This window comes from Aminobacterium mobile DSM 12262, from assembly GCF_000526395.1.
Lineage (GTDB): Bacteria > Synergistota > Synergistia > Synergistales > Aminobacteriaceae > Aminobacterium > Aminobacterium mobile.
In genome coordinates this window covers 291,068-316,417 of record NZ_JAFZ01000002.1, presented here as the reverse complement: position 1 = coordinate 316,417, position 25,350 = coordinate 291,068, and the positions used below count along the sequence as shown (strand labels likewise).

The following is a 25,350-nucleotide window of genomic DNA, read 5'->3' as shown; positions in this document are numbered from 1 at the left end:
CTTCTCTTCTCTTTCTTAAAAGAGGTTTCAATTCAATGTTGACATAAATTAAACTAGGCGTCGAGCTTAAGCAGCTACTGCAGACCGGTATTGAGTGTTGTCATACATTAGACTGGGAGCTTAATGAGCCCCAGTCTTATTACGGTAAGAGAGATAAGGGAAACAAGAATCCATAATGTTATTGCTTTCAGCAATGATCCTCCGCCTATTTTTTTTAGATCTTCTCTAGTGAGACCGGCTCCAACAAAAAAGAGAGTTGTAACCATAAGCTTTTTACCGCTTATAGCCAACAGATGCCATAGGTCCTCCATCCCTGGGAAGAGGGAACGGATCAGAGCTGCAAGAAGGAAGCCAAATAAGAACCACGGCACCTTTGCCTTGCTATCACTTTTGTTAAGCTTCGCCCCTAAAAAAGAAAGGGGTAATATCCATAGGGCACGTGTGAGTTTTATAGTTGTGCCAATAGCCAGAGCCTCTGCTCCGTAAATAGCGGTTGCCCCTACTACGCTGCTTGTATCATGAATAGCCAATGCGGCCCACACCCCGAAGTCAGCTTGATTAAGGCCTATAAGGTGCCCCAAATGGGGAAAGACGAGAAGGGCAATTCCGTTGAGTAAAAAGACCACAGCCATAGCAATAGCGGTTTGTCCCTGAGACGCGCCAATAGCAGGAGCCATAGCTGCAATAGCGCTTCCACCGCAAATAGCCGTACCACTGCTGATGAGAATAGAAACACTCCGCTCCACTTTAAATAATTTTCCTAAAACCCAACCTAGAAAAAGTGTTGTGGAAATGCTGAAAAAAGTAATGCCTATGGAAGAATAGCCGACTTTCAATATAACATTAAGCTGCAAACCGAACCCAAAGAGAATAACAGCAAGTTGCAGAAGATATTTTGACAGCATCCCCGTAACTTTTTTGGCAGGATTTCCCCATAAAAGAGCAATGGCACTTCCAAAACAGAGAGCAATGGCAAGAGACTTTGTTAAGAGAGTTAATGCTAAGCTTGTTATGATCCAGAAATATGGAGATTGAAGTATTATCATCAAAGTATAACCCCTTTAAATTATGATAAATTCCAACGTAGATGCAACATACTATAACCAGACTGTATTATTGATTCCAGCTTATTATTATGATAATTTCAATCAATAAAAATGATGAATGAGGTTTAAGTATGGAAATAATGACATTTCGCCAATTAGAAATTTTTGTGCAAATAGCGCGTTATGAAAATTTAACGAGGGCTGCTAAAACACTTTTTATAAGTCAATCAGCGGCGAGTATGGCTTTAAGAGAATTCGAAAGAATTATAGGAGGCCCTGTTTTTCATCGAGTAGGAAGAGGGCTGGTTTTAAATGATCGTGGGCGGATGCTGTTTCCTGAAGCAGAGAAGATTCTTGCTTCAGCTAGAGAATTAGTGGATATGGCTAAAAGTGAAGAAGGAGATTTAACAGGGGAACTTTTCATAGGGTGTAGTACAACTATAGGAAATTATTTTTTCCCTTCGTGGCTGAAGATTTTCTGCGAGGAAAATCCCCAAGTAAAGGTGACTTTAAATGTAGGCAATACTAAAGAAATTGCAAATCTTGTTCGAGAGGGGGCTCTGGATATAGGCCTAGTGGAAGGAGCTATAGACGGCTGTGACTTATATGAAGAAGAATGGCTTCGGGATGAACTGGTGATAATAGCGTCGCCTTCCCATTCTTTTGCTGGGGCTCGTCCCGTGGTTTCTGTAAAAGAGATAGCTAATGAACAATGGATTTTGAGAGAGCGAGGTTCTGGTACTTTGAGTACATTTGAAGCAGCGTTGACTCATAAAAACATTCGCTTGCATAACGTACAAGAGATTGGGCACACTGAGGCTATTAAGCGAGCAGTAGAGGCTGGTATGGGGTTGAGCTGTCTTTCACGTATGGCAGTAGAGGAGGAATTATTAGATGGACGTTTGGAAGAGGTTGCTACGGACCTTATTATAACAAGATGGTTTCGTATTATTTCTTTGCCGGAGCAGTATCGAAGCAGACTTTTTCAACATATGATGACGTGGCTTCGTACTCTTTCTTCTCGCTTTATAAATGAGAAAACGGCACGTTCATAATGCGAGAACGTGCCGTTAAAGTTTCTTTCATTTAAGAAGAGGAAGGATCGCATCCATATCTTTGTCTCCTCGCCCAGAAAGATTGACGAGGATACTTTCCCTCCGGGTAAGTTTGGGAAGTAGTTTAAAAGCGTAGGCTAACGCATGAGAGCTTTCAAGAGCGGGGATGATCCCTTCTTTTTGGCAGAGCAGTTTAAAGGCATCAATGGCTTCTTGATCTGTGACAGACACATAGTTTACCCGACCGCTGTCTTTCAAATAGGCGTGTTCTGGGCCAACGCCAGGATAATCAAGCCCTGCTGATATAGAGTATACATTGGCTGGTTCCCCGTTTTCTTTTGTAAGTACGTAACTCTTGAACCCATGAATAATAGATGGTTTCCCTACAGACAATGTAGCTGCATGCTCCCCAGAGGCCAACCCCTTCCCGGCTGGTTCCACTCCGAACAACTTCACGTCCGAGTCGTTGAGAAAACCTGCAAAAAGACCAATAGCGTTACTTCCACCACCTACACAGGCCAAAGCATAGTTTGGTAATGTACCTTCGCGGTCCAGAAATTGTTGTCTTGCCTCTTTACCGATAATACTTTGAAAATCATGAACCATAGTAGGATAAGGATGAGGTCCTACAGCTGAACCTAACAAATAGAAAGTTTCAGGTCGTTCTGCAAAAGCTTTCAGAGCTGCATCAACGGCTTCTTTAAGAGCTTTCTGTCCTTCCTCTACAGCTATAATTTCTGTTCCTAATACTTTCATACGGGCTACATTCGGGGCTTGGCGAGCTACATCAAGAGCTCCCATATATACAGTGCACTTCATTCCCATAAGAGCCGCTACGGTGGCACTGGCTGTGCCGTGCATTCCAGCACCTGTCTCTGCTATGAGTTCCTTTTTCCCCATACGTTTAGCTAGAAGAGCTTGTCCTAACGCATTATTTATTTTGTGGGCGCCAGTGTGATTGAGATCTTCTCGTTTCAGAAATAGTCGTCCTCCCCCAAAGTATTTTGATATATTTTTACACTCTGTAAGAGCCGATGGCCTCCCCACATATTCTTTTAAAGTCGTTGTAAATTCTTCGGCAAAAGATTGATCATGACGGGCGTCCTCATAAGCTTTTTCCAGCTCATTGAGGCGAGATTGCAATGCTTCCGACACAAAACTACCACCATATTCTCCAAAGAATCCTTTCTTATTCTGTTTCATGAACAATACCTCCCTTGTTTTATATAAAAAAAGGGACCTCTTCCTTTTTGGGAAGAAGCCCCTTTCTTCGAACTCTGTAAAAGATAGCGATAGATCAAAAGAAAAGGGGCTGCGGTTTTTTGCCCCGCAGCCCCTGAAAAATCAGGCCATACCTGCGGCGGCGCTAACAGCGCCACCACCAGAACTTATTGATAGAATTAAAATCTCTGAGATGTTTCATTGTTTTTTTCATGGAGATACCATAGCAATATCCTTAGTGTTCTGTCAAGGGCCCTAAATGATATACTTTTTTAAGTGTTTCTATGGAGGTGATAAGTAATGAAAATACTTGCTCTGTTAGGAAGTCCTAGAAGAAAGGGAAACACAGCAGCGTTATTGGAGAAGTTTGTAGAGGGAGCCGCTTCAAAAAAAGTTGTAGCGGAGACTGTTTTTCTTCACGATTTACATATAGCTCCATGTACAGCATGTAATGCCTGTAAGCGAAAGCAAGGTGCCCCTTGTGTTATTGATGATGATATGAGCTCCTTGTATTCCAAAGTATATGAGGCAGATGTTCTTGTTTTAGCTACACCTATCTATTGGTGGAATATCTCGGCCCAGTTGAAGTTATTTATGGACCGCTTGTATGCAGCGGATTATGAGAAACTTAAAGGTAAAAAAATCTTTCTTGTTATGACTTATGGGGGGGAGTTACCTAATTTAGGTCCAGAACTTGTTGAGAAAATGTATGTTGATATTTGTGATTGGCTAGAAATGGATTTTGGTGGGGTCGTTGGGGCTTGTTCCGAGTTGTTGCCTGTTGCTCAAAATCAGGATGCCTTAAACGAGGCCTTTTCGTTAGGAGCGTCGGTGAAGGGCTAAAAATAACCGTACTGTATAGTGATGAATTAGAGCAGATGCGTGTTTCTGTTTGAAGAAGAACAGTGGTAAGACCGCTCGAAAGGATCTCGTTAGATCGTTCATTTCGAGCGGCCTTTTATAACCATAAACGCTATCGTTGCTCATTCTTTAAAACCTCTCGATAGGCGAAGGAAAGTCCCTCAAAATCAAATTCATTTTCCTTGGGATCGTATCTTTTGTCTATTCTAGTCAGAGAAGCTTTTTTTTCATTTGATTTCGCCATGATAGTTATCTCCTTTGTATTTTCTGTTTCTAACATTAAGCCACGTGAAGCACTCGAAGAGCTTTCCCTTCATGTCTGCCAAGGGCTTCGGGATCTTCTATTCGTACGTTTACTCGAATGCCTAGGTTCTCTTTCAGAACGCAAATAGCCTGTTCCATTAAGAGTTTCTTTTCTGTTTCAGCAAGAATGTTTTGGGATTCACAAACAACTGTTAGATCGGGCATACCATTACGGTCACAGACTTCAATGCGGTAGTGAAGAGTAATCCCCCCTACATGGGCGAGAGCCACTTCTACTTGAGAAGGAAAAATATTTACGCCGCGAATAATGAGCATGTCGTCATTTCTTCCAGCGACACGATTGATGCGTTTCCCTTTTTGTCCGCATGGACAAGGCTCCGTGCGCAGCGACGAAAGGTCTCTTGTGCGATACCGAACAAGGGGGAAAGCTTCTTTAGTCAAGGTCGTAACAACCATCTCGCCTAAATCTCCATCAGGAAGAGGGGTGCCTCTCTTGGGGTCTATAGTTTCTATATAAAAATGCTGTTCATTAAAGTGCATGCCTTGTTTTTCGGGACATTCCATCGCTACTCCAGGCCCCATAATTTCAGATAGTCCATAAGAGTTTATAACAGTAACCCCTAACATATTCTCTATCTGCTCTCCTAAATCTTCAGTCCAAGCTTCTCCCCCGAGAATGGCTAATCTCAGGCGAAGACGAGCTCGAAGATTTTCTTTCTCTATACGCTCTGCTAAGTAGAGAGCATAGGACGGGGTGCTAGTAAAGACAGTGGTTCCAGCATCTTCCATGAGGAGGAGTTGTCTATCTGTAAAACCTCCACCAGAAGGAATAACCATGGCACCTAATTGCTCTGCTCCATAATGAAAACCGAGAGCCCCGGTAAATAGGCCGTAACCGAGAATAATTTGGAATACATCGCTAGATCTTACGCCAGCTGTTTCTAGACGTTCTGCCATGCATTTTCTCCACATGTCTATATCTTTTTGAGTGTAAGGAACGAAGGTAGGTTTTCCTGTAGTGCCTGAAGAAGCGTGAAGTCTTACAACCTGTTCTTTGGGACGTGCTAGCATGCCGAGAGGGTAGGAGTCTCGTAAATCCTGTTTCGTGGTAAGGGGGAGTTTTTTAAAATCGTCCATAGATCTAATGTCTTCTGGAAGAATATTTAATTCTTCCATTTTGCGCCTATATAAGCTATTAGAATCCCAGACCCTTTGTACTACGCGTTGAAGTTGCTGCAAGACTTGTTCCTTAATATCATCCATTTGTTATCTCCACCTTTTCTTGTAGTTAAAAGCATAAAAAAAGGGCCAAGCTCCCTATGAGTAGGGAACCCGGCCCTGGTAAAAGCCAACACGCTCTAGGCGTCGGCCCTCCAGTAGGGTCCCACGCTGGCGTAATAATATCCCAAAAAGCAGTTAGAAGAAGCAATCTTTTGCAATTTCAACATCTTGATTAGATCCTCCAAACTAGCTGAATATTGTTAAAACTTATATCATGGAAAATTATAGAAGTCAAATAGACTTTTATCACACACAAACAGTCTGTAGAGTGAGATAGTATGATAAAAAATATTTTAACGACGTTGCTAATCCTTTCAAAGGGAGAGAAGGAGTTGACCAAAACTGATGAATAAATTATATGTGTCTATTAACAAGTTACCCCCCCTTTTTATTGTGCTCTTTTGTGTCGTGTCTCTTTTTATTTTTGCTTTTCTTATTGTTTGCTCAGCAGAAGCTAGCGGAGCAGATAAAAATGTTTCTGGCCTAGAATTTATGAGTCAGAGCCCTTTTTGTACTATTTCTAGGGATTATTCAGAGCGCCTTATAAGTGAAGAAAAACAAATGGCATGTAACCGTTATTTTGATGAGAAATTTTTCGCTCCATGGTCCCAAGATAAACCTGTCGGGGGTGTAGATTTGCTGCTTTGGGGATTTCGGGCTTTTTCCAGAAGAAAAGTTTTTGGGGAAAATCGGCAGCCTCGATCAAGGGAATGGTTTGGAGTTCAGCATGATAATGCTTCTATTGAATCTTTTGGTACTCTCAATCGTAAGGCCATAAGTGTGGAAGAGGCGGACCTGCGAGTTTTCCCTACACAGGATCCTCTTTTTTATTCTTTCGATGAGCCTGGAGAAGGGTATCCCTTCGACTACCTTCAAAACTCTACTGTTCAACCAGGAGAACCCCTTTTTGTCTCTCATATCTCAAAAGATGGCATGTGGGCTTTCGTTAATGCCTCCACTGCTTCTGGATGGATGGATATACGTCGTTTGGCTTGGATTTCAGAGGCTCAGATTGAGGAATGGAAAAAACATAGTTTATGTGTAGTAGTGAAAGATAATGTTCCTCTTCTCGATAGTGAAGGAGTTTTTTATGCTCTGTCTAAAGTGGGAACTATATTGCCTATTTCCCGAGACAGAACTTTGGCAGATTGCTACGAGGTATTAATAGCCATTCGAGGAAGCGGGGGAAATGCTCTTTTCAGGAGCGTGTCTTTAGATAAAAAAGCTGCTGTTGCCAAACCTTTTCCCATGACAAAATGGAACGCCGCTTTTATTGCGTCTCAATTTATAGGGGAGTCTTATGGGTGGGGCGGATTAAATTTAAAACGAGATTGCAGTGCCACGACTCGAGATTTTTTTACAGTATTTGGCATTTGGCTTCCAAGAAATTCAAAAGCTCAGGGGCAAATAGGGCAAAAAATAGATGTACAAAATCTTTCAGTATGTCTAAAGGAAAAGCGAATAAAAGAAGAGGGCATTCCTTTTCGTACTTTAGCGACTATGCCAGGGCATGTTATGCTTTACATTGGAGAGTATTATGGCATGCCTGTTTTCCTGCACAACGTCTGGAGATTTCGCTTTTTAGAGGAAGGGAAAGAATATTCGCATATTGTGGGAAGGGCTGTTATTACTCCCTTAAACCCAAGAATAAAAAGTGAAAAAGGAGAGCTTATAGAGACGAGAATAGGAGAAAGGGTATCTCATTTTGTTATTTTAGGTGATAAATAAGATAAGCCGCTCTGGGGATAGAGTGGCTTATCTGAAGGGGAGATCATGAGGCGTTACTGTAAAACTATTTCCTTGTTCAACATATTGAGAATTTCATATGTGAGAGTTCCGAAAGTAGGGTCAGATCGCTTTCGAGGCCTTGGTATATTTATGTTTATAATTCTTTTTATTTCACCTGGCCTGGCACTCATGAGAACAATTTTATCGGAAAGAAACACTGCTTCATCTACGCTGTGAGTTACAAAAAGAATTGTTTTTTTATGAGCTTCCCATATGCGAAGGAGTTCTTGTTGAAGCAAAATTCTCGTATGAGCATCTAATGCTCCAAAGGGTTCATCCATAAGGAGCACTTCAGGATCATTAGCCAGAGCCCGCGCTATAGCGGCTCTTTGGCGCATCCCTCCAGAAAGCTCATGGGGGAAAGCTTTCCCAAATTTCTCAAGTCCCACAAGTTTAAGGTACTCCATACTTTTCTGCTGTTTTTCTTCAGTGGATTTTCCTGCAAATTCCAAACCAAGGCCGATATTATCGAGTATATTACGCCAGGGGAAAAGTGAGTATTCCTGAAAAACCATCCCACGCTCTCTTCCTGGACATGAGATTAACTCCCCTTGGTAAGAGACTTCTCCGGAAGTTGCTTTTTCTAGGCCAGCTATAATGCGCAACAGTGTGGATTTGCCACATCCAGATGGGCCTACTATACAGACAAAATCATTTTTCTGTATTTCGAGGTTAATATCTACAAGTGCACATATTTTTTCGCTCTGACTCGTAGAAAATGTTTTTCTGAGATTTCTTACGTGGATAATTGGTATCATAATTCTCTCCTATTTAGCTACATGCTGCCAAGCAAATCTCTTTTCTTCCATATATCTAAATCCAAGATCGAGCAGGGCGCCAATAACGCCAATGCAAATCATACCTGTAATGACGATGTCGACACGAGCAAGCTCATATGCGTGAGTTATAAGATATCCCACGCCAGACAAGCTTCCGGGTAACATTTCGGCGGAAACGAGACAACTCCAAGCAGAACCTAACCCGGTTCTCATGCCGTTCATTAAAGTAGGAGCAGCTCCAGGAAGAAGAACCTTCTTAAAAATATCTGTTTTCCCGGCACCGAGTACGCGGGCAGAATCAATATAGGTTTGGGGAACGTTTTTTACAGCATGGATAGCACTAGTAATAATGGGGAAGAAAGCTCCCAGAAAAATAATATAGACCATGGATAATTTAAAATTACTGAGATACACGTACCAAGGACCCTGTCGAACACCAAAAAGAGTAGCGAAGCTGGATAATCCAAGCCAAGCCAAAATTAAAGGGACCCAAGCTATAGGTGGGACTGGACGGAAGAGGCCTATAAATGAATTAAAAAAATAGTATACTTTGTTGTTGTATCCCATAAGAATGCCAAGGGGAAGAGCTATGAATACTGCAGTTATATATCCAAGGAATACACGAATAAGGCTAACCGCAATATTTGTCATTAGAGAGCCAAGACCTATAAGGCTTTCTTCAGGAGCGAGAAATTGTTTTAAAACATCCGTCGATGATGGAAGAATCATGGGATTAGCAACATTATTAGCAAGGAGTCCCCACATGAGCAAGACTGAGAAGGGTAAAATAAGAGAAAATCCGGTTTTGATGGCGAATTTTTTCATTTCAATCACTCCTGTTTTTTCTTGAGAATGAGGGGGGATCCCCCCCTCATTCTTTTATTTCACTTTGTTAATAAAGCTAAAGTCAAAGAAAAAATTCCGTATATCATTAAAATCTTTACCCTTCATTTCGCCATTAAACTTGCCGAGATCGTTTAATACGTCTACGTACAATTTAACCCCTTCCATCCATTTCTCTGTAGGAGTGGTTGTGAACACAATGGTAGCTGCTTCTACAGCTTCTTGTGGAATACCAATAATATCAGCATTTATTTTTGCAGCTTCTCTTCTGTTTTCCATAGCCCAATTGGCACTGTTGTGGAGGAGTTGTGTCAGTGCCTGGTAGATTTCTGGATGCGCTTTAATAGAGTCCTCCCGTGCGGCGAGCGTACAACAGGGGAAATCGTACCACTGACCTTGTGGAGGAAAGTCTTTTAGGTTCAACACAATCTTTCCTATTCCTTGAACCTCTGCTGTTTCAGGATAGTGAGACGGACCGACCCATCCATCTACCTGACTTCCTGTAAAAGCTGGCAATAAATTTCTTGACCCTTTTAGATCTACAAGTAAAACTTCAGCATCAAAATCATTCGGATTTTCTGTCACTTTCAAACCAGCTCTCTTCAAGGCTGTTTCGAGAACAACGCGTGGGGCACTGGCAGGAGAATGATACCCTAAGCGAACTGGAGTTTTCGATTCCTTAATATATTTTTCTACAGCATCCCATCCGTAAAAATCTGTCTTTGGGGGGAAAACAAGACCAATCCCATCTACGTGAATTGGACATAAAATTTGTACGGGCGTTCCCTGATCGCGGGCAAACATCATTCCTGTTATAGAGTTGACGCAGCAATCGATTCTTTTCTGACCGAGTAGAACAGCTGATTCAGAGCTCCCCTTTGTTACCACCATTTCAAGAAGTGCTAGTTTTTCCCCGTTACTATAAAGTTCATATTGCTGTTTTTCTACAAGAGGTTTCAAATAAACGCCACTATCTTTAAAAGCTTCTCCTCGAGCTGTAGCCACAAGAAGAGCTCCCGCATGAAGATCAAAATCCCATGCAAAGTGAATAATAGGGACTTCTGCTGCAGCATAAAGAGGGACGTTCATAAAAAAAACAAATAGGGCAATTACAAAAACAAAGGATGACAAGCACACGCCGTGTGCTTTTAAAGAACGTAATTTCATAGGATAGCCAACCTCCCTAATAATGGAATAAATCTTATTACTTTTTATCATGTGCATGCACTATTGAATATTACCATTGAGTTCTTGTGAAATCAATACTAAAGTTTAATAGAAATAGAAAAGGGAAAAGGTTGGCTTGTAAGCTATAAATTTATAGCTCCAAGTCTTTCCTCATAGACCCGAAGAGGTTGCACTCTACAATTACTGTTATCTTTTTGGGGGTTAACGTAGAATCTATTTTAAAAATATCTTTTTGTCCGCCGAACTCTTTTTGATCGGTATACGTTCTTTCCTCTAGAAGTTTCCCTTCTACCTCAATACGAATTTTTTTAATAAAATGGCGTTGAGGATTATCTACGAAGTGAGTTACATATACTAAGAGTGTTTTATTTACATCATCCCATTCCAAAATAATGCTTTGTGGTGGGTGAGCAAAAATAATAGAAGGTGCCCACATCAAAAAAATCGAAAATATGATAAACTGAACAATCTTTTTCATTTGCAGCTTTTCCTCCTTTGCCTCCCCTTTTGTTCAAGAAATCTAAATGATAGATAACAGAGAATTATTTTATAAAAGATTTATGCGACCGTGGTTTCATGAAAAAAATCAGACTTTTTGTTATTGTATTTTTAGTTTTTTCTCTCGTCAATAAAAAGCAGAAAGTCTTCGGGGGGATATTTGGGGGTAGAAGAGAGAAGAGGAAGGAGAGGGGGAGTTTTATATATGTCCATAAGGCCAGTAGGTTTGTTTTATGTTTATGCTGGAGCTGGGCATAAAGCGGCTGCCGTCGCTTTACGAGAAGTTTTTGATGAGAGGCACGTTTCGAATGTACTTACCGATATTCTTGTCTTTTCAAATAGGTTCTTTAAATGGGTCTACAGCAGCGGGTACGATATTATAAGCGAGCATGCTCACCTTGCTTTGAAGGGAGTATTTCGACTTACTGATCAATCTAGAGGGGACAGCAACGTTGTTCAATTTATTGATTATATGAGTATGCTTAATGTGGAGGGATTTGTTCAGTATATGCGGGATAATCCTTCAATGACTGCTATATGCACTCATTTTTTCCCTGCCAATGTCTTATCTAACCTTAAAAAAAATGGAGTATATAAAGGGAAACTCTACGTGGTGGTTACGGATTATGGCTTCCATAAAATGTGGTGCAATGAAGGTGTAGAAAAATATTTTGTAGCCAGTTCTGTAGTAGAAAAAGGTCTTTTATCTCTTGGTGTAGAGAACGAACGGATTTTAAAGACAGGCATACCTATAGAACAAAAATTTCTAACCGAAGTGACAAAAAAAAATATTTGGAAGAATCTATGTCTGCCCCAATCCCGTTTTACCTTGCTCTTTGTAATGAGCGCTATCCCCGATATTCATGTTACACGAATACTTGAAAAGTTGTTTCGTTCGAATATGGAAATGAATCTTATTCTTATAGCTGGTAGAAATAAAGATCTCCTTGGAAAGTTAGAACACTTTAACTCGAGCGAAAAAATTTCCTTAAAAAAATACGGTTTTGTGGATAATATGAATGATTTTTTGTCTGTTGCTCACCTTATTTTGACAAAGCCAGGAGGGCTTACAATTAGTGAAGCCTTAGTCAAAAAAGTTCCTATATTGATGTTTGATCCCATCCCTTATCAAGAAACCGAAAATGCCAATTATATAGAACAACAGAGAGCTGGAATATTGGCTAAAACAGAGGAAGAGGTGGCGGATATAGTAGAAGAACTTTATGACCAACCTTTTAGATTAGAAGATATGCGAGGGCGGGCTGGAACTATATCTTACCCTCATGCAGCTTCTTATATAGTCGACTATATCTTGGGAGAAGGCATATGAATAAAAAGGAGGCTTTTTATGCTTATGAACCATTACTCTATTCTACTTAATGGTTTTATTGTACTTGTCTCTTTTTTAGACGACTTTACTTTTATGGGCTTATTTTTCCCAGGAACAGTTATTTTAGGTCTCGTTGGTTTTTTTGCTTCAAGGTGGAGTTCAAATTTCCATGCTCTTTTTGTTTGTGCCTTGCTGGGTGCTCTGATGGGTGACAGTGTTAGCTTTTTATGGGGAAGACTTTCAGAGAAAGATATTGTGAGGAAACGTTTTCTTGTTGTGCGTTCTCTTTATCAGAAAAACCGCTTATCTTTTGAAAATAACAGAAAAAAAGCACTTCTCTTATCTAGATTTATGGTTCCTAAAGGCATATTTATTTCTTTTATCGCCGGGTTTAAAAAAATGCCACCAGTCCTTTTTTTGCTATGGGATTTTATAGGGACTTTTTTATGGGCGGGAAGCTCCCTTTATGGTGGTGTAATGATAGGAAGAGTTTGGCAGATAGTAGAAGTTTGGGGTACTTCTATATGGTTTTGGATTGGTGGTTTTTGCCTCCTTTTCTTTTTGTTTCATATGGTAAAAAAATTTATGCTGCTATATGGTGAATATATATTGAGGTTTTTAAAAGATATAAGGATAGCTGCGGCGAATGCCATAAGGAAGAACCCTGAGATAGAGCAGTTCGTCGAAAATCATCCCCATCTTTTAAGTTTTATACAGAGGCGTTTTGATCGACGAGTTTTTAGTGGATTGCCGCTTACCGTTCTTTCCATTTCGTTTTTCTACATAGTGATCCTTTTACTCGGCATTATTGAAGACGTTGTTACTTCAGAGCCTGTTTTTGCCGCCGATATCCGTATAGCACATTTTGTTACCTTGCTTCGTCATCCCTTTTTAAGTCGTATTTTCTTTTGGATTACCCTACTAGGCAATGCTTTTATAGTAATAAGTTTGGCTTTTACTTTAAGTCTGATTGCATGGTTTTGGGGGAAGAACAACTTTATCTTGCCTTTATGGTTGACCTTAGCTGGAAGTCAACTTTTTACTACATTAGGCAAAATGGCTTTCCATCGTCCAAGGCCAGATGTTGCTATGTATCTGGAGCATTCTTTCTCTTTTCCAAGTGGCCACGCTTCTTCAGCTGTAGCTCTTTATGGTTTTGTAGCCTACGCGTTAATACGGATTACCCATGAATGGAAAAAGAAAGTAGATATTTTTTCTGGAGCACTTCTTGTTGTTTTAGCAATCGGTTTTAGCCGTCTTTATTTTGGAGTACATTATGCAAGCGATGTTTATGGTGGGTATTTAATCGGTTTAATGTGGTTGATTATTTCAGTGGGTTTTTTAGAGCAAATTTCGGCAGGAAGTCAAAAATTGAAAAAACATTTTTCTAAACACGCTAAACGTTATTCCTGCCTCAGCGGTCTCTTTTTCATCGTGTTTTATGTATTAATGGGATTCTTTTATTATCCTTCAAAAATAACTATTTTAAAAACGCCTTTGCAAGCTCCAAAAGTGATGCATTTTGAAGAAGCGCCTTTTTTCACGAGCGATTCTTTCCCTTGTTGGAGTGAGACAATAACGGGGGGGCGGCAGGAGCCTATTAGCTTTATATTGTATGTTGAAGATCCTCAACATTTAATAACTATTTTCAGAGATGCTGGTTGGTTTGTTGCCGATAAGGTTAATTTTATTTCTTTATATCGTGTGGCTTGGTCAGCACTCTCTAATTCTGAATATGATACAGCTCCAATGACCCCATCTTTCTGGAATGAGGATGTTAATGATTTAGGTTTTCAAAAACCTACAGAAAAGAGAAGTGTTCGTAGAAGACACCATGCTCGTTTTTGGAATACAGGTTACGTGTCGAAGGAAGGTAACTTTTTATTTGTAGGAACAGCTAGTTTTGACAGTGGCATTAAATGGGGCATTACTCATCATATAGAACCTAATATTGACTCAGAAAGAGAATATCTTTTTCAAAACCTTCAGGATTATGGGCATGTTAGCCAGTTTAAGAAAATACAACTTGTCGACCCAGTTTTAGGTAAAAATTTTATAGGAGATCCCTTCTTTTCCGATGGAAAGGCCTATATTGTATATCTTTCTCCTTGACTGGAGTACCTTAAGCGTATCGAGATGGTGGCTTCTCTTAGTGGTGACTATCTAGTAGTAAATAATATAAATAAAAAATGAGGAGGAGAGGAATATGAGCATAAGTTTGGTAGTTATTATCGGTGTAGGTGTTGTTACTACTCTTTTGTTGAAAACCCGTAGAGTGGAAGCCCATTGTGACACGTTAGATGGTCCTGTAGTACAGGCAGCTCGAAAGGCTTTGGCCGATGGAAATGTTTTGCATGCATTGAAATGGGTTCGGCACGATGATGAAGAGGAAGTTCGAAAAGCCTTTGAACTTGCTCGGAAAGTCTCAACCTTGGGGATGGATGCTAAAGAGGTAGCTGAGAGATTTTTTTTCGAGACTTTAGTGAGAATTCATAGAGCTTCTGAGGGAGAACCATACGAAGGGTTAAAGTCAAGTGATACAGTTCCACCTGTGATTCGATTAGCAGATGAAGCCCTTGATACGGGAGATGTGTCTCAACTTTCAACACGTATGCCAGACCACGTGAAACGGGCTATAGAAGAAAAGTTTCATCGAGCGTGGGAGTTAAAAGGTCACGCTGAAAATTCTCTAGAAGCTGGCCGTGAGTTTGTAGAGGCATATATAACGTTTATTCACTATGTGGAGGGTATACATGCCCTCACTATGGGAGTTCACCCTCATAAACATCTCAGATGAAGAAACGATCTTTATGAGGTGAGAAGAGACATACAATAAAGATGATAACGCGCAATGTAAGGCATATATTGGGAGGATGAAATATGATTGCTGAATTGTTTGACGTATTCTTTTTGGATCTTGACGGAGTCGTTTATATTAGTAGAGAACCGACATATGGTGCCATAGAAGCCCTAGATAGGTTAAGAAAAATAGGCAAGTCTGTTCGATTCCTGACGAACAATCCCACGGGGAGAAACTTTATCGCTCAACGTTTGAACAGAATGGGTATTGAGGCTGATGAGAGAGAAATAGTGACTTCTGGTTGGGCTACTGCACGTTTTTTAGCAAAGAAGGGAGTTTCTAAAGTATGGGTATTAGGCGATGAGCCTTTAAAAAAGGAGATAGAACAGGCAGGAATAAGCATAGTGGATCAATTACCTTGTGACGCAGTTGTGACTGGTTGGGGAGACGCTATTACGTTGAGGGAATTAAGGAGGGCAGCTCTTGCTATTCGTAACGGCGCTCTTTTTGTGGCTACTAATGTAGATAAAACATTTCCCTCTGCGTATGGTCCTCTTGCGGCTGTAGGAGCTGTGGTAGAAGCATTACGAGTCGCTTGTGGACAAAATCCTGTTGTCATTGGTAAACCTTATCCGCCTATGTTTTACGAAGCGATGCAGACGGTATCTTCTGATCGAGTTGTGATGATAGGAGATAGCCCTGAAGTAGACATTTTAGGGGCTCATCAAGCTGGAATTTCTGCTATTCTTATGGGGGATCACATGCCTTTCCCCTTTGAAAAAGACTTTAGAAATGCTGATGCTCGTATTCACTCTCTTATAGATCTTTTTAACCCTCAGGTGCTTATAAAAAAGTGGTCTTTACCTTCTTTTCCTTGGCCAGAAAAAGTGGAACCAGGAGTAGCAGGCATAGTTTTTGATGATCAAGGACGAGTTCTTTTAATGAGAAGAGCTGATAATGAACTATGGGGCATTCCTTCAGGACATGTAGAACCCGCAGAAAGGGTGGACCAGGCCATTGTTCGAGAAATATTGGAAGAGACAGGGCTGAGGGTGCGAGTAAAGCGGCTTATTGGTGTTTATTCAGATCCTTTCTCACAAATTATATGCTATCCAAATAAGTGTACGTCTCACTTTATAACCATCTGTTTTGAGTGTGAATTAATAGGGGGGCACATAAAAAGAAGAGGGGTTGAAACCCTAGATGTAAACTTTTTTAGCCCCCAGGAATTGCCTTCAGATTTAATGCCGATGCACCCCCAGTGGTTAAAAGATGCCTTAATAAAAAGTAGAAATTCTTTTATTCGCTAAAACTAAAAAGTTTTAAAGCGGGGGACCGTTGGTGGTTCTTTCGTATAGTACGAAAGACCTCTTTACGTAAAAGAGGATAGGAAGAGGAGGGGCAGAGATGGTTATACGAGAAGCGGTGACTCAGGATCTTGGCCGGATATTGGATCTTTTAAAAGAGCTGGATTCCGAATCTTACATATCCTTTGAAGAAGCAAAACATATTTGGTACAAAATGGAACAGTACTCTTATTACAAGTTTTTTGTTGCTCTTGATGATCATAAGTATGTAGTCGGTGTTTTTAGTCTCTTAGTAGCAGAGAATTTAGGACATAGCGGATCGCCTTTTGCTGTAGTTGGAAATGTAGTGGTAGATAAAGATTATCGTCATAGAGGGATCGGTACTATGATTATGAAAAGAGCCATGGAATTGGCTATGGAAAAGGGATGTTATAAGTTAACTCTTTCTAGCAATATCAAGAGAGAAGAAGCTCACGACCTTTACCGGAAGTTGGGTTTTCAGGAACATGGCCTCAGCTTTTATATAGAATTGCCTCGGTAGCGTATACGCCGTCTGGTTGAGTGCGCTCCTTCATACGAGGTACCAGATGCCAGACGGCGTATCAAAAGTTAGATATATTTAGGTAGAGATTCGAATAGTGTCTCTATAGTAGTTAATTTTTCAGCCTCGTATAAACCGCTGGCAATGGAAAGGTCGGTAGTAATGCCCTTCTCTATAAGAGGCGCAAAGAGGTTGGCTCCGCCATAAATGACCATGAATCCTTTATTCCGATCCCTTGAGCTAATGCGATATGAGGGAGGGATAAGTCCGCTATGGTAAAGAAGGCCTGAGAAAATAGAAGGGTCAAGATCTTCCAGTGCAGCTTGAAGCTCTTTATACAAAAAAGACGGAAATGTTTTAATTGCGGCGGTTACCAGACCATTCCCTTTTTCTGTCAATTGGCTTACAGATGTGTATTTCCCGCGGATAAGTATTTCCCCAGGGCTCAGGGTTGTTCCTGTATGCGATATAATTTCGGTAAAGCCACGAGGGGATTGATTTTCAAGACGATATAAACCTGTGGCCGTCGTTTCAATATAAATGCCCATTTTTTGAAGGATAATGTCGTAGTTTCTGGAAGAGACACATACGAGTCCAACATAATCTTGAGAAATATCACAATTCCAAATTTGCCTTGGCTCTGCAATAAGCCCAACGAGCGGCGAAACAAAAACATCGTTTTTTATAACTTTTCGAAGTTCTGTCAAGGCTTTTTTTACTTTATTTTGTTCCAAAAGCAGACAATTCACTACGATACGTCCCTTCTTTTTCTTTTTATCGTAAGAATATTGAGAAGAGAGCTTTTCTGTCTCGAAAGAAGGAGTCCCAATCCTATCGAAAACAAAGAGCATCTTCGCTTCCTTTGTCCCCTTTTCAGTAAGTAAAGCGCCTCTATTTCCTTTCCGTTTTATCAGTTCATCGTCTTCCATATTGGAAAGATGATAGCGAACAGTTCTAGAGTCGAGCTCAAATCCTCGTTCTTCCAATTGAGAACGGATAACGCTGGATGGTTGAAGTCCCTCTGAAAAATAGAGGATTCTAAGAATTTCTATTACTGTAGATGGATACCTTTCATTGGAAATCATGAAAAAAACTCCTTCCATAAAATGTTTATATTTATAATTATACGTTTAAAAGGTTTAAAAATTTTCGGAAGCGTTTGTCCGATAAATAAATAGAAATAGCATATAATATTTCTATTTATTTTGTTTATAGCGTAATAAAACCTTTTAAAGAGGTTTTTAAAAGGTTTTATAGGGTGTTTTATTCAAATAATACTAGGTTGACAAAATCGTATTAATATATTAACCTATAACAAAACGGAAATCAATTTCCGAAAAAAGAGGAGGGAATGTTGTGGAGAAATGTTCACTTCTCGTGTCTACTGGTAACTTAGGAGACAACATTATTGAGGAGGAATCTTTTTACGAAGGGGTGAAACATCATATTGATTGTTTTGCCGCTGATGCTGGAACTGCTGATGCCGGACCTACTTTTTTAGGAGCGGATAAACCGCATAATCCAATTGAGTGGGAAAGACATGACCTTGAAGTTATGCTTGTGGAGTCTAGGAAGAAAAACGTACCAATGATTGTAGGGTCATGCAGTACTACAGGAACTGATCGGACTGTAGATTTGTATGGAAACCTTATTCGTGACATTGCGAAGGACCACAGCTTAAAACCTTTCAAAATGGCTCTCATTTATTCCCAAGTTGATAAGGAAGAGCTTTTAAGACGAGTTGAACGAGGCGAAACAGAACCCCTTGAAGCAGATTTTCCCCTTACAAAAGAAGTTATCGATCAAACAACAAACGTGACTGCTAGTATGGGGGTCGAACAGTTTCTTTATGCCTTGGAACAGGGCGCAGATGTGATTATTGCAGGACGAGCCTGTGATGACGCTGTATTGGCCGCATATCCTATTTTTAAGGGGTTTCATAAGGGAATTAGCCTTCATATGGGGAAAGCAGCAGAATGTGCCTCTCTAGTCTGTTGGCCTCAAATGGTAAAAGAATCTATTATTGCTACCGTTCATCATGACCATTTCACTATTGAACCTATGCACCCGAAACAAAGAGCGACCCCTCATAGTCTTGCGGCTCACTCTATGTACGAACGTACCAATCCTTTTGTACAAGGATTACCCGGTGGAATTCTCGATATGCATGAGAGCGTATATGAAACTGTGACAGATAGAATCGCTAAGGTTTCTGGAAGCAAGTTTGCTCCATCTCCTGATGGCTCCTATAAGGTGAAACTAGAGGGAGCTGGAGAGGCTGGACATAGGGTGTATCACTTTGTTGGTATTCGCGATCCTCGAGCTATAGAACATATTGATATGATCATAGAAGATACGAGAAAAAAAGTTTCTCATATTATCGGCCCATCTAGAGATAAGGATTATCAGCTGTTCTTCCACGTCTTTGGTCGTAATGCGGTAATGAAAGAATATGAGCCTGTGATAAAAACCCAGTCCCATGAATTGGGAGTTTTTATTGAAGTTATTTCTCAGGATTTAGAACTGGCTACTACAGTAGCTAAGTGTGCTAAATTCCGTTTCTTTTACATGAGTTACCCTGGACAGATGAATTCTTCCGGTGGCTCTGTAGCCCTTCTTACCGATGAACCTCTCTTCCCTCAAAATAAGTGTTATCGCTGGACTATTGATCATCTTTTAGCTCTGGAAGATCCCCTTGATAACAAAATTTTCCGTTATCACTTTGAGATGGTGGGAAAAAACAAATGATAGGCGATATTGCCTTGGATCAGACCTATCTTTCCCAACTGAGCCGGTTTTATGTAGAAAAAGGGAAACATTGTATGACTCCTGAGGTAATAAATAAGGCTCGGCGTGTACTTGTGGATTTTCTCTCTGAAGTTGCCGTGGGATTTCAGACGGGTACTTTTCAGTCACAGTGTGCATCGTATCTCCACCATATAGGTGGAGCGAGGGAAGCTACTATCCTTTGCCACGGGAATCAAGTCCCAGCTATGCATGCAGCTTTAGCTTTGGGTGTGTTAGGTCATTCCATAGAGCTAGATGATGGGCATAGGTGGGGAACGTGCCATCCAGCAGTAGCCATAATTCCTGCAGTTCTCGCCATGTCTGAAAGAGATAACGCTTCCTTTACGAAGCTTCTAGAGGCTATCATTATTGGTTACGATGTGATGCTGAGAGCAGCAAGAGCTATTAATCCTTCTCATCTCAAGCGAGGGTTTCACTCTACAGGTACATGTGGCGCCCTCGGAGCAGCAGCCGCATGCGCATACCTTAAAAATTTCGATGCCCAACGTTTTGCTTACTCCGTATCTCTTGGAGGATTACAGAGTGCTGGCTTACAAGAAATGCTTCACGATCATCCCGGTATAAAACCTCTTCAGCCAGGGAAAGCTGCTTTGGGCGGAGTATTAGCAGCAGATTTAGTAGATCGAGGTGCCAAAGGTCCTCGCACTCTTTTTGAAGGCGAGCATGGGTGGTTAAAAGCCATGTGTAACAACGAGTTTTCAGAAGAGGCTCTTCTGGGAGCTTTAGGGAAACGATGGGAAATTATGTACACCTATACGAAGCTCTATCCCACGTGCCGTCATTGTCACGCAGCTGTAGATCTTGCTAGAGAAGGGAAGAAAAGACTGGGGTTGTCCGTTGAAGACGTAAAGTCTATTCATGTTAAAACCTATGCTTTAGGTATTGCTGAAGTGGGAAAGATTTTTGTTCCTCATACGTTTGAAGAAGCCATGTTTAGCCTTCCTTTCTCCGTGGCTATAGCTCTTGAGCGTGGAAATGTAACGTTGCAAGATTATGATGCAAAAACATTGGCTGATCCTGTTTTGAGAGAAACAGCTCTTAAAGTGCGCATAGAAGAAGATGAAGAGATGAATCGAATCTATCCAGAAGAACGAGGAGCATGGATAAACATTACTCTTCATGATGGTCGACAGTTTGAAAAAGGGATTCCAGTAGCTAAGGGCGAACCTGAAAATCCAGTTACAGATGAAGATTTAGTGGAAAAACTGGCCGGTATGGTAGGTCCCTACTATCCCCAAGAGTTTTTTAATGGGCTATGGGAGCTTTGTGTGAAAAAGCCCCAGGACGAAGTCTCCTATGGGGAAATAGTTAACCACTTCGGGAGGTTTCACTCATGAAAACAAAAAATATATGTAATTTGGCACGAACGGTGAGGAGCAAGAATGCCGGGAGTTTCATGATTACCCTGGAAATTATTTTTGACGACCGTTCAGTATATGAAAAAGTGAAAAAAAGTGGAGTTATTACTCAGGAAGCTATAGCTCAGGCTTATGATATCCCAAAAGACAAAGTTTTAGACTTCATGTTCTTTGATCCGGGTATGGGGATCAAGGCCAATATACGAAGATCTATAGCGAGCGGCGGGCCCAGTGAAACGGATGTATACGGTTGTCAGCAATACGCCCCGCTTTTCTCTTTGGAGGTTCCATGGGATGGAGAGTAAGACTACTCTTTCCAGAGAACTTGCGAAGTTTGCTATAACGGCTTCTTACGGTGATCTTCCAGAAGCCGTTATTCACCAGGCTAAACGATGTCTCTTAGATACGATTGGGGTCATTATTGCTGGGGCGGCCTTAGCTGATTCAGCAAAAGTTATTCAAGACTTTGTTAAAGAACATGGAACAGCAGGAAATGCCACAGTAATTGGGGCATCTCAAAAATTGGAGGCATCTTATGCAGCTTTGGCTAATGGGGTTGCAGCTCATGCTCTTGAACTTGACGACGGATCTAAATATGCTACCTATCACCCAGGGGCTTCTATGATCCCCACTGCTTTAGCATTGGGGGAACAATGTAATGCTAGCCTTGCAAATATTCTGTTAGCCCTGGCTTTAGGGTACGAGGTCTCTTTACGTATAGGAACGTCCGTAAACCCTTCTCATTATTTAAAGGGTTTTCATCCGACAGGAACTGTGGGAACCTTTGGAACTACAGTGGTAAGCTCTAAGCTGTTGGGGCTCTCTCTTGAAGAGTTAATTTCTGCAATGGGAATTGTGGGAAGTTTGGCTTCTGGCATTAACCAATACGAAATTGACGGATCTTTTGTAAAACACCTTCATCCTGGAAATGCTGCGAGGAATGGAATTTTCGCAGCATATCTGGCCCGAAAAGGCTTTACAGGCCCTCAAGAAATTCTAGAAGGGCGTTTAGGGTTTGCCCATTGTTTCTCTCATGCCTTTACCCCTGAAATAGTAGATCGAAATTTAGGAAAAGAGTGGGAATTCCAGAAAATTTATTTCAAGCCTTATTGTTCCTGTCGTTACGTCCATTATGCTGTCGAAGCCGTACAGAATATTCAGAATGAGCATGTTGTTACGCTCGAAGATATAGAGAGCATACGGGTTCGAACCCACCAAAATGCTAAACAGGGTTCCGATATCCCAGACTATCAGACAGTGCTTCACGCTCGGTTGAGCATACAGTATGGCATAGGTTCCATGTTAGTGAGGGGGAAAGCTGGGCTTCAGGAATATACGGAAGAAAACATTAAAGATGATCGTATCAAAGCTTTAGCCCAAAAAATAGTTATAGAGGAAGATCCTGTGATTCAAGCCTCTTATCCTGAAAAGCGCACCACTATCGTGGAAATCAGAAATAAAGACGGTCAAATATGGAGTTCCACTGTAGATTACGCCAAGGGAGACCCATTAAATCCCATGTCTGACGAAGATCTACGGGAAAAATTTAAAGAAGTTACACATAATATTTTTTCTGGTGAGAAAGCAGACAAGGTTATGAACTGGGTTATGAGTGGAGACCCAACAGAAAAACCAATAGTGGATCTTACCAAAATGCTGTCATATTAGGGAACCAGAAAAGGAGGAGAGCATTAGATGGCCACGGCAGACAGAATTAACGATAGTCTTTCTCAGTTTATAGTGAACCTTAAGTACGAGGATATCCCTCAAGAAGTTGTGTTCCATCTTAAAAACGTACTTCTTGATGCTTACGGTTGCGGGCTTTTCGGCTCCACTACGCCTTGGATGAAGATTTATAGAGATGTTCTTCTAGAGAGAACGGATAGACAGGAAGCCTCTATATGGGGGACCAGCCAAAAAACATCTGTAACAGCAGCTATGATGCTCAATGGCGCTGCTATCAACTCTTTCGAACTTGATGATACTCATACTGATGGCATTATACATGTTGCCACCGGAGTTCTTGGATGTATTACCGCTTTCGCGGAAACTTTAGGCAATGTTTCTGGCAAAGATTTTCTTACATCTGCTGTTCTAGCTTTTGAAGTTGCTTGTCGAATAGCTGCTCCTATTGGCACTGAATTGGCCCACCAAGGTTTTAATAATACGGGCTCATGTTGTCCTTTCGGTTCTGCCGCTGGGGTAGGCAAAATGTTGGGGCTCTCTAAAGAACAAATGGTTCATGCAATGGGAATTACAGGCAATTGGTCAAGTGGACTTCAGGCTGTTCAGTTCGCCTCTATGGCCAAACGAATTGTACCTTCTAAATCTTCTGAGGGAGCTATCTTGGGAGGTCTCCTTGCAAAAGAAGGTTTTACCGGTATTGAAGATGTTTTTGAAAATAAGTTTGGTGGATTCTATAATTGTTTCACAGATGATGTATACGATATAGAGCGTACAGCTGGGGAACTTGGCAGTCGTTGGGAGTTACTGGGTATTGGGCTGAAGTTTTACTCGACCTGCCGAAGCAAGCATACAACTATAGATGCCTTGCGAAAATTCAGAGCGGACCATCCTGAGATAAAATCTGAAGATATAAAGAAAATTAGGGTAGGAACCACGTCTATCACTCACAAATATTCTGTTCCTGCAGATGAGATAACGAGTGTTGTATCGGCACAGTTGAGCCATCCGTATGTGTGTGCTGTCACGTTTCTTGAAGGCAACGCCTTTGTAGAGCAGTTCACAGAAGAAAAAATACAGGATCCTAAAATTCTTGATTTAGCGAGAAAAGTGGAAGTTTATACCAATCCTGATATAGAGAATCTTCCTCGAGAGCTTCGTTATACCATTACCGTTGAGATTGATTTGAATAACGGTCAGACATTCCATCTAAAAAATGAGTATCCCAAGGGGCATCCGCTTAATCCTTTCTCGAAAGAAGAACTTCTTTGGAAATTTAATTCTCTGGCAGGTCGAGTATTTGAAGACGAAGAGCGAAGAAAGAAAATAGCTGACACTGTTTTGAATCTGGAAGAAGTAGAAAACATCAGACACCTCACCGCTTTGTTAAGAAGAGATACGTAATCGTAGCAATGAAGGTGGGAGCATAAATATGACCAAAGGGAGAACTATTGTTGAAAAAATTATATCTTCTCATTGCGGTCAGGACGTGCGGGCGGGGGACTTTGCTATCGTGAACGTAGATATGGCTATGGCTCATGATAGCACGGCCCCTCGGGCCATACAGGCATTTCTCGAATATGGAGAGAAGAAAATATGGGATCCATCGAGGTTCGTTCTTGTTCTTGATCATGCCGTACCTTGTCCCAATGAACAGGTAAGTTTTCTTCATGCGATGATGCGCTATTTTGCCGAAGAACAAGAAGTACGTCTTTTTGAAGGCGGAGAGGGAATATGCCATCAGCTTATGGTAGAGCAGGGCCTTGTTACTCCGGGGGAAATAGTAGTAGGTTGTGATTCTCATACCTGTACTTATGGTGCTGTGAATGCCATTGCGTTTGGAATAGGTTCTACAGATATGAGTGGAGTGATGCTCACAGGACAGCTATGGATGAAGGTCCCTGAAACTCTCAAAATTTCTTATTATGGATCCATGGCCCAGGGGACGTACGCTAAAGATCTGATACTTTATACTATAGGCCGACTGGGGTCAGATGGAGCAGACTATCTGGCGCTCCATTTCGCTGGGGAAACTATTAATGCAATGGATGTTTCTCAAAGGCTCACCTTGTGCAATATGGCAATTGAGTGCGGGGCGAAAGTGGGGATTATGGAGTGTGACGAGAAAACAGAGGCATACTTGGCAGAAAGAACTCAAAAAAACTATTCTCCTGTCTTCGATGATGATAATGTTGAGTATAAGAATACTATAGAAATAGCAGCAGACTCTATTGTTCCTCAGATAGCATCTCCACATGCGGTTGATAACGTATGCCCTGTAGAAGAACTTGCGGGAACGGAAATCCATCAAGTTTTTGTAGGTACGTGTACGAACGGTAGATTAGAAGATCTTAGAATTGCTGCGGCTATATTGAGAGATAAAAGAGTACATCCTCGTTGCCGCTTACTTGTAGCGCCAGCATCTCGCCATGTTTTAGTTTCAGCCTTGCAGGAAGGGATTATAGAAACTCTTGTTCAGGCCGGCGCCGTTATTATTCCTCCAGGGTGTGGCCCGTGCCCTGGCACTCATTTAGGAGTTCCTAGCGATGGAGAAGTGGTACTCTCTACAGCTAACAGAAATTTTAAGGGCCGTATGGGGAATAATAAAGCTAATATTTATCTGGCCTCCCCTGCTACTTGTGCTGCCTCGGCGGTAAAGGGACGTATTACTGACCCTCGACAGTTTTTAGAATGAATAG

23 protein-coding genes are annotated in these 25,350 nt (G+C 41.2%); 14 read left to right on the top strand and 9 right to left on the bottom strand.

Features of this window, described 5'->3' with window-relative positions; genetic code table 11:
- Positions 1-107: 107 nt before the first annotated feature.
- A complete protein-coding gene (locus K360_RS0108340) occupies positions 108-1,046 on the bottom strand; it encodes a YeiH family protein (protein WP_024822709.1) in 939 nt (312 codons plus the stop codon).
- 131 nt (positions 1,047-1,177) lie between these two features.
- Between K360_RS0108340 and K360_RS0108335 the strand changes: the two genes are divergently transcribed.
- A complete protein-coding gene (locus K360_RS0108335) occupies positions 1,178-2,101 on the top strand; it encodes a LysR family transcriptional regulator (RefSeq protein ID WP_024822708.1) in 924 nt (307 codons plus the stop codon).
- 27 nt (positions 2,102-2,128) lie between these two features.
- On the opposite strand, the gene trpB is transcribed toward K360_RS0108335, so the two are convergent.
- Positions 2,129-3,304 carry a tryptophan synthase subunit beta gene (trpB, locus tag K360_RS0108330; protein ID WP_024822707.1) on the bottom strand — a complete coding sequence of 392 codons (1,176 nt, stop codon included), beginning with the start codon at positions 3,302-3,304 and terminating at the stop codon, positions 2,129-2,131.
- 318 nt (positions 3,305-3,622) lie between these two features.
- On the opposite strand from trpB, the gene K360_RS0108320 reads away from it, so the two are divergent.
- Positions 3,623-4,165, top strand: coding sequence for a flavodoxin family protein (locus K360_RS0108320; RefSeq protein WP_024822705.1), 543 nt, complete (start codon positions 3,623-3,625; stop codon positions 4,163-4,165).
- Positions 4,166-4,295: 130 nt separating this feature from the next.
- Here the strand turns inward: K360_RS0108320 and K360_RS11500 are convergent, their stop codons facing one another.
- Positions 4,296-4,427: a hypothetical protein gene (locus K360_RS11500; RefSeq protein ID WP_274532067.1), complete on the bottom strand. Its 132-nt coding sequence runs from the start codon at positions 4,425-4,427 to the stop codon at positions 4,296-4,298.
- Positions 4,428-4,462: 35 nt separating this feature from the next.
- Positions 4,463-5,710 carry a phenylacetate--CoA ligase family protein gene (locus tag K360_RS0108310; protein WP_024822704.1) on the bottom strand — a complete coding sequence of 416 codons (1,248 nt, stop codon included), beginning with the start codon at positions 5,708-5,710 and terminating at the stop codon, positions 4,463-4,465.
- Between the two features lie 363 nt (positions 5,711-6,073).
- On the opposite strand from K360_RS0108310, the gene K360_RS10775 reads away from it, so the two are divergent.
- On the top strand, positions 6,074-7,456 hold the full coding sequence (locus K360_RS10775; protein WP_024822703.1) for an SH3 domain-containing C40 family peptidase: 1,383 nt from the start codon (positions 6,074-6,076) through the stop codon (positions 7,454-7,456).
- A gap of 53 nt (positions 7,457-7,509) precedes the next feature.
- Here K360_RS10775 and K360_RS0108300 read toward each other — a convergent pair whose 3' ends face one another.
- The 4 genes from K360_RS0108300 to K360_RS0108285 all read right to left on the bottom strand — a co-directional run bounded on the left by K360_RS0108300 (position 7,510) and on the right by K360_RS0108285 (position 10,804).
- Positions 7,510-8,274 (bottom strand): ABC transporter ATP-binding protein, encoded by a 765-nt coding sequence (locus K360_RS0108300; protein ID WP_024822702.1) that lies wholly within the window; start codon positions 8,272-8,274, stop codon positions 7,510-7,512.
- A 9-nt stretch (positions 8,275-8,283) separates the two neighbouring features.
- Positions 8,284-9,120: an ABC transporter permease gene (locus tag K360_RS0108295; RefSeq protein WP_024822701.1), complete on the bottom strand. Its 837-nt coding sequence runs from the start codon at positions 9,118-9,120 to the stop codon at positions 8,284-8,286.
- 54 nt (positions 9,121-9,174) lie between these two features.
- A complete protein-coding gene (locus K360_RS0108290; RefSeq protein WP_024822700.1) occupies positions 9,175-10,305 on the bottom strand; it encodes an ABC transporter substrate-binding protein in 1,131 nt (376 codons plus the stop codon).
- Positions 10,306-10,456: 151 nt separating this feature from the next.
- The gene (locus K360_RS0108285; RefSeq protein WP_024822699.1) at positions 10,457-10,804 is read right to left on the bottom strand and encodes a hypothetical protein; all 348 of its coding nucleotides are present in this window, start codon (positions 10,802-10,804) and stop codon (positions 10,457-10,459) included.
- Positions 10,805-11,029: 225 nt separating this feature from the next.
- On the opposite strand from K360_RS0108285, the gene K360_RS0108280 reads away from it, so the two are divergent.
- The 5 genes from K360_RS0108280 to K360_RS0108260 all read left to right on the top strand — a co-directional run bounded on the left by K360_RS0108280 (position 11,030) and on the right by K360_RS0108260 (position 16,802).
- Entirely contained in the window at positions 11,030-12,154 is a 1,125-nt protein-coding gene (locus K360_RS0108280; RefSeq protein WP_024822698.1) for an MGDG synthase family glycosyltransferase, read from the top strand.
- 18 nt (positions 12,155-12,172) lie between these two features.
- Positions 12,173-14,266, top strand: coding sequence for an LssY C-terminal domain-containing protein (locus K360_RS0108275; RefSeq protein WP_024822697.1), 2,094 nt, complete (start codon positions 12,173-12,175; stop codon positions 14,264-14,266).
- A 94-nt stretch (positions 14,267-14,360) separates the two neighbouring features.
- Positions 14,361-14,951 (top strand): DUF6448 family protein, encoded by a 591-nt coding sequence (locus K360_RS10770; RefSeq protein WP_024822696.1) that lies wholly within the window; start codon positions 14,361-14,363, stop codon positions 14,949-14,951.
- Positions 14,952-15,034: 83 nt separating this feature from the next.
- Positions 15,035-16,264 carry an HAD-IIA family hydrolase gene (locus tag K360_RS0108265; protein ID WP_024822695.1) on the top strand — a complete coding sequence of 410 codons (1,230 nt, stop codon included), beginning with the start codon at positions 15,035-15,037 and terminating at the stop codon, positions 16,262-16,264.
- A 97-nt stretch (positions 16,265-16,361) separates the two neighbouring features.
- Complete coding sequence (locus tag K360_RS0108260; protein WP_024822694.1) at positions 16,362-16,802, top strand: GNAT family N-acetyltransferase; 441 nt, start codon at positions 16,362-16,364, stop codon at positions 16,800-16,802.
- A 68-nt stretch (positions 16,803-16,870) separates the two neighbouring features.
- Here K360_RS0108260 and K360_RS0108255 read toward each other — a convergent pair whose 3' ends face one another.
- Positions 16,871-17,887: a DUF128 domain-containing protein gene (locus tag K360_RS0108255; RefSeq protein ID WP_024822693.1), complete on the bottom strand. Its 1,017-nt coding sequence runs from the start codon at positions 17,885-17,887 to the stop codon at positions 16,871-16,873.
- Between the two features lie 271 nt (positions 17,888-18,158).
- On the opposite strand from K360_RS0108255, the gene K360_RS0108250 reads away from it, so the two are divergent.
- Genes K360_RS0108250 through K360_RS0108225 form a run of 6 tightly spaced genes read left to right on the top strand, consistent with a single transcriptional unit; the run spans position 18,159 to position 25,346 of the window.
- On the top strand, positions 18,159-19,550 hold the full coding sequence (locus tag K360_RS0108250; protein ID WP_024822692.1) for an acyclic terpene utilization AtuA family protein: 1,392 nt from the start codon (positions 18,159-18,161) through the stop codon (positions 19,548-19,550).
- Positions 19,547-20,947, top strand: coding sequence for an MmgE/PrpD family protein (locus K360_RS0108245; RefSeq protein WP_024822691.1), 1,401 nt, complete (start codon positions 19,547-19,549; stop codon positions 20,945-20,947). Before K360_RS0108250 ends, K360_RS0108245 begins: the two co-directional genes overlap by 4 nt.
- Positions 20,944-21,273, top strand: a complete 330-nt coding sequence (locus K360_RS0108240) for a DUF4387 domain-containing protein (RefSeq protein ID WP_024822690.1) — start codon at positions 20,944-20,946, stop codon at positions 21,271-21,273. Before K360_RS0108245 ends, K360_RS0108240 begins: the two co-directional genes overlap by 4 nt.
- Positions 21,263-22,636, top strand: a complete 1,374-nt coding sequence (locus K360_RS0108235; RefSeq protein WP_024822689.1) for an MmgE/PrpD family protein — start codon at positions 21,263-21,265, stop codon at positions 22,634-22,636. Before K360_RS0108240 ends, K360_RS0108235 begins: the two co-directional genes overlap by 11 nt.
- 27 nt (positions 22,637-22,663) lie before the next feature.
- A complete protein-coding gene (locus K360_RS0108230) occupies positions 22,664-24,055 on the top strand; it encodes an MmgE/PrpD family protein (RefSeq protein WP_024822688.1) in 1,392 nt (463 codons plus the stop codon).
- A 28-nt stretch (positions 24,056-24,083) separates the two neighbouring features.
- A complete protein-coding gene (locus tag K360_RS0108225; RefSeq protein ID WP_024822687.1) occupies positions 24,084-25,346 on the top strand; it encodes a 3-isopropylmalate dehydratase large subunit in 1,263 nt (420 codons plus the stop codon).
- Positions 25,347-25,350 lie beyond the last annotated feature (4 nt).

Bases quoted from the DNA above. Each gene is read 5' to 3' on its own strand.
- K360_RS0108340 (WP_024822709.1), bottom strand. From the start codon at position 1,046: ATGATAATACTTCAATCTCCATATTTCTGGATCATAACAAGCTTAGCA.
- K360_RS0108335 (WP_024822708.1), top strand. From the start codon at position 1,178: ATGGAAATAATGACATTTCGCCAATTAGAAATTTTTGTGCAAATAGCG.
- trpB (WP_024822707.1), bottom strand. From the start codon at position 3,304: ATGAAACAGAATAAGAAAGGATTCTTTGGAGAATATGGTGGTAGTTTT.
- K360_RS0108320 (WP_024822705.1), top strand. From the start codon at position 3,623: ATGAAAATACTTGCTCTGTTAGGAAGTCCTAGAAGAAAGGGAAACACA.
- K360_RS11500 (WP_274532067.1), bottom strand. From the start codon at position 4,427: ATGGCGAAATCAAATGAAAAAAAAGCTTCTCTGACTAGAATAGACAAA.
- K360_RS0108310 (WP_024822704.1), bottom strand. From the start codon at position 5,710: ATGGATGATATTAAGGAACAAGTCTTGCAGCAACTTCAACGCGTAGTA.
- K360_RS10775 (WP_024822703.1), top strand. From the start codon at position 6,074: ATGAATAAATTATATGTGTCTATTAACAAGTTACCCCCCCTTTTTATT.
- K360_RS0108300 (WP_024822702.1), bottom strand. From the start codon at position 8,274: ATGATACCAATTATCCACGTAAGAAATCTCAGAAAAACATTTTCTACG.
- K360_RS0108295 (WP_024822701.1), bottom strand. From the start codon at position 9,120: ATGAAAAAATTCGCCATCAAAACCGGATTTTCTCTTATTTTACCCTTC.
- K360_RS0108290 (WP_024822700.1), bottom strand. From the start codon at position 10,305: ATGAAATTACGTTCTTTAAAAGCACACGGCGTGTGCTTGTCATCCTTT.
- K360_RS0108285 (WP_024822699.1), bottom strand. From the start codon at position 10,804: ATGAAAAAGATTGTTCAGTTTATCATATTTTCGATTTTTTTGATGTGG.
- K360_RS0108280 (WP_024822698.1), top strand. From the start codon at position 11,030: ATGTCCATAAGGCCAGTAGGTTTGTTTTATGTTTATGCTGGAGCTGGG.
- K360_RS0108275 (WP_024822697.1), top strand. From the start codon at position 12,173: ATGCTTATGAACCATTACTCTATTCTACTTAATGGTTTTATTGTACTT.
- K360_RS10770 (WP_024822696.1), top strand. From the start codon at position 14,361: ATGAGCATAAGTTTGGTAGTTATTATCGGTGTAGGTGTTGTTACTACT.
- K360_RS0108265 (WP_024822695.1), top strand. From the start codon at position 15,035: ATGATTGCTGAATTGTTTGACGTATTCTTTTTGGATCTTGACGGAGTC.
- K360_RS0108260 (WP_024822694.1), top strand. From the start codon at position 16,362: ATGGTTATACGAGAAGCGGTGACTCAGGATCTTGGCCGGATATTGGAT.
- K360_RS0108255 (WP_024822693.1), bottom strand. From the start codon at position 17,887: ATGATTTCCAATGAAAGGTATCCATCTACAGTAATAGAAATTCTTAGA.
- K360_RS0108245 (WP_024822691.1), top strand. From the start codon at position 19,547: ATGATAGGCGATATTGCCTTGGATCAGACCTATCTTTCCCAACTGAGC.
- K360_RS0108240 (WP_024822690.1), top strand. From the start codon at position 20,944: ATGAAAACAAAAAATATATGTAATTTGGCACGAACGGTGAGGAGCAAG.
- K360_RS0108235 (WP_024822689.1), top strand. From the start codon at position 21,263: ATGGAGAGTAAGACTACTCTTTCCAGAGAACTTGCGAAGTTTGCTATA.
- K360_RS0108230 (WP_024822688.1), top strand. From the start codon at position 22,664: ATGGCCACGGCAGACAGAATTAACGATAGTCTTTCTCAGTTTATAGTG.
- K360_RS0108225 (WP_024822687.1), top strand. From the start codon at position 24,084: ATGACCAAAGGGAGAACTATTGTTGAAAAAATTATATCTTCTCATTGC.